The sequence below is a fragment of the Mesorhizobium sp. M7A.F.Ca.US.006.04.2.1 genome (assembly GCF_004022915.1).
Taxonomy (GTDB): domain Bacteria; phylum Pseudomonadota; class Alphaproteobacteria; order Rhizobiales; family Rhizobiaceae; genus Mesorhizobium; species Mesorhizobium ciceri.
Map to the genome: position 1 here is coordinate 1 of NZ_RZQA01001705.1, position 378 is coordinate 378.

The window sequence follows — 378 nt, forward strand, 5'->3', positions numbered from 1 at the left end:
CCCTATGAGTCTGGAGGTTCGCGAAATCGCGGGGGCGCCGGTCGTCATCGGCGGCGGCATTGCCGGCCTGATGACGGCGCTTCATCTGGCGCCGGAACCGGTCGTGCTTTTGACCAACGCGCCGCTTGGAACCGGAGCCTGCAGTGAACTTGCCCAGGGCGGTCTTGCGGCAAGTCTCGGGGGCGACGACGGCCCAGATTTTCACCTTTGCGACACGATAGCTGCCGGCGACGGACTCTGCGATGAGGCCACGGTGCGGCGAGTGGTACGAGCTGCACCCGAAGCGATTAGGACGATCCAAAGGTTCGGCGTCGACTTCGACCAGCACCCTGACCGCGCGTTGCGACTTGGGCTCGAGTCGTCACACTCTCGTCGGCG

At 65.3% G+C, this 378-nt stretch carries 1 protein-coding gene; it reads left to right on the forward strand.

The window, feature by feature from the left end:
• Window positions 1-4: 4 nt before the first annotated feature.
• Window positions 5-378, forward strand: a 374-nt coding sequence (locus tag EN925_RS39510; RefSeq protein WP_128337527.1) for an FAD-dependent oxidoreductase, incomplete at its 3' end; no start/stop codon positions are given.